This is a genomic window from Acidithiobacillus sp. (assembly GCF_023255755.1).
Lineage (GTDB): Bacteria > Pseudomonadota > Gammaproteobacteria > Acidithiobacillales > Acidithiobacillaceae > Acidithiobacillus.
In genome coordinates this window covers 581-2,798 of record NZ_JAGDVS010000126.1, presented here as the reverse complement: position 1 = coordinate 2,798, position 2,218 = coordinate 581, and the positions used below count along the sequence as shown (strand labels likewise).

At 60.1% G+C, this 2,218-nt stretch carries 4 protein-coding genes; all 4 read left to right on the top strand.

Translation table 11 applies throughout. The annotated features are described in order from the left end of the window. The coding region (locus Q0C48_RS08920; RefSeq protein WP_291523538.1) for a DotG/IcmE/VirB10 family protein at window positions 1-741 on the top strand (741 nt) is incomplete at its 5' end. Continuing rightward, entirely contained in the window at window positions 738-1,292 is a 555-nt protein-coding gene (locus Q0C48_RS08915) for a hypothetical protein (protein ID WP_291523536.1), read from the top strand. The genes Q0C48_RS08920 and Q0C48_RS08915, both read left to right, overlap by 4 nt. Continuing rightward, window positions 1,289-1,933, top strand: a complete 645-nt coding sequence (locus Q0C48_RS08910) for a hypothetical protein (protein ID WP_291523534.1) — start codon at window positions 1,289-1,291, stop codon at window positions 1,931-1,933. The genes Q0C48_RS08915 and Q0C48_RS08910 overlap by 4 nt, the downstream gene beginning before the upstream one ends. Window positions 1,934-1,944: 11 nt before the next feature. Further along, on the top strand, window positions 1,945-2,218 hold a 274-nt coding region (locus tag Q0C48_RS08905; protein ID WP_291523532.1), incomplete at its 3' end, for a hypothetical protein.

Sequence of the window (2,218 nt, the reverse complement as noted above, 5' to 3'; positions counted from 1 at the left end):
CATTACGGCCCCAATCCCTATGCCAAGGCCATCCAGGCAGAAGTAACGGCGCTGATGACCGAAAGCACGGCCGCCACGCTCTCCGCCTATGCGATTCTTCCCAATCCGGCTTTGCTGAAGGCGCGCGCCCGGACGCCAGCTGACCATCTGTCCAAAATCCGGTCGGTGGTACCGCCAGCGCCCTTGCTGGCCAATGCCGGACACATCAGCTTCGCGGTACTGGATACGGCCATTAAATCCACCGAGCCCGGACCGGTGCTCGCAACCATCGAAACGGGCCGCTTCGCCGGAGCCCGCCTGCTGGGTGGTTTTGCGCGGGTGCATGACCGGGTACTGGTCAAATTCAGCAGTATGGACTGGCAGCATCATACGGTGCCGATCACGGCGACGGCCATTACCCTGCGCACGGCCCGCACGGCGTTGGCCACCTCAGTCAACCGCCACACGCTGTACCGCTACGGCTGGCTGATCGGCGCTTCGCTTCTGCAGGGGGTCAATGACGCTCTGGAATATGCCAATACCAGCACCTATCTGACCGGCAGCGGCCTGGGAGTGGTGACCCACCAGCTCGATAATGGCCAGATTGCCCTGTCGGCCGTGGGCAATGTGGGGCAGACCCTGGCCCCCATCATGGCCAATCGCTTCAACACGCCGCCCACAGTGCGGGTCCGTTCGGGTACCGGTATTGGGGTACTGTTCATGGCACCGGTCAAGGGGCCGAAGCAGGGGAGCGGCGAATGAACACCGAATATGCCGTGCCTCCCATCGATCATCTCGCCGCGCGCACGCAGGCGGGTGAATCCCGGGCTGCCGATGATTTACTGACGGCCATGCGGCCTTACTGCGCTCATATCCGCAGACTGGCCCGGGCGCTGCGGATGGATCCCGATGAGGCCATGAGTCTTTTGGGGCTGGCCATCACCCTGGCCCTACGCAACTGGGATCCGGAAAGGGGTCATTTTGCGACCTGGACACTCTGGCAGGTACGGGGACTGCTCTCGGCGCAGCGCCCGGAGCCACCTACGGAGTCTTGGGAGGACTTATGTGAACGTCAGGCACAGGAAACGGCAGAAGAAGAGGAGGAAGGTGGACCTGAGAAAGATCTGGCCCAGCGGATTCTTTGGGAAACGCCAGATTTTCTGAAGCATTGGCTGCAGTTGCGGATCCTGCATGACTGCTCGCAGCATCAGGCCGCCGTCATGCTGGGACTCACGCACCGTCAGGCCATGCAAATGGACATCCATCTGCGGCGGTATTTTCAGAGCTGGGAAAAGGTACAGGTGACCGTATGAAGGAACAGACCAAGTTCTATGTTTTTGCCGGAGTGTTCGGCGTGGGCATCCTGGGGCTGCTGGTGGGCATTTATTTTTGGGATTTTGCACCGCATACCCCCAAACCCGCCGGAGACGGTTTTGTGTCCGTCCCGAGTCATCCGATCAACCCACGCCCGCGATTGGTGACCAGAACGGCTCCCGAAGGACGGCATGCCAGCGTCCCGGGTCGGCTTCGGGTCCCCCAAAAGCCGGAACCTGTCGCGATACGCACACCAACGCGGTCCTTGCCCAGATCCGGAATCATGCCTGCAAAACCCAAACCGGTTGCGCTCAAAAAAATGCATCAGACGGTACTAAAACTCCGTCAGGAAGTGCGCATCCTGATGGCCGAGCAGACCCGGATGGATCAGCAGCTGCAGCATCTGCAGACCGTCCAGCAGACGCGAACCATGTCTCGATCTGCTTCGTCCACGAGCACGGTCCCGGTCAAAAATCTGCCGGGCTGGTCGGTGGAATCCATTGGGGCCGGGCAGGCCTGGATTGAAGGGCCTTCAGGCAATACCCATGTGGTTCAGGCCGGTGCCACGCTGGACGGATTCCGGATACTTGCTATTAGTCCGGACCAGGTGCTGACCAGCCGTGGACGCATCATCTTCTGAGGCCCATGACGATGACCGCCCTTGAAATAATCACCCATGCGGCGAGCCAACTGGGGCCGTTTTTCGTCCTTACCGTCGGTTTGTGCTTTTTTCTCGGTCTCTACTATGCCGCTGACAGCGTGTTTCTGCTCTGGAAAACCAGTAAAGACCCGCGTATTCACAAAAACCGTATTTTGATTACGGCGGCGGTCGGGGCCTGTCTCATGGCGCTGCCCGTTTTTACCTTTCACATGGTCGGGACCTTTTTTACGCATGGGCAGCCTTCGCCGCTTGCCTACACCGGGC

What these genes read in the sequence shown, in the direction of transcription:
- Q0C48_RS08915 (WP_291523536.1), top strand. Translation starts at nt 738, where the DNA reads ATGAACACCGAATATGCCGTGCCTCCCATCGATCATCTCGCCGCGCGC.
- Q0C48_RS08910 (WP_291523534.1), top strand. Translation starts at nt 1,289, where the DNA reads ATGAAGGAACAGACCAAGTTCTATGTTTTTGCCGGAGTGTTCGGCGTG.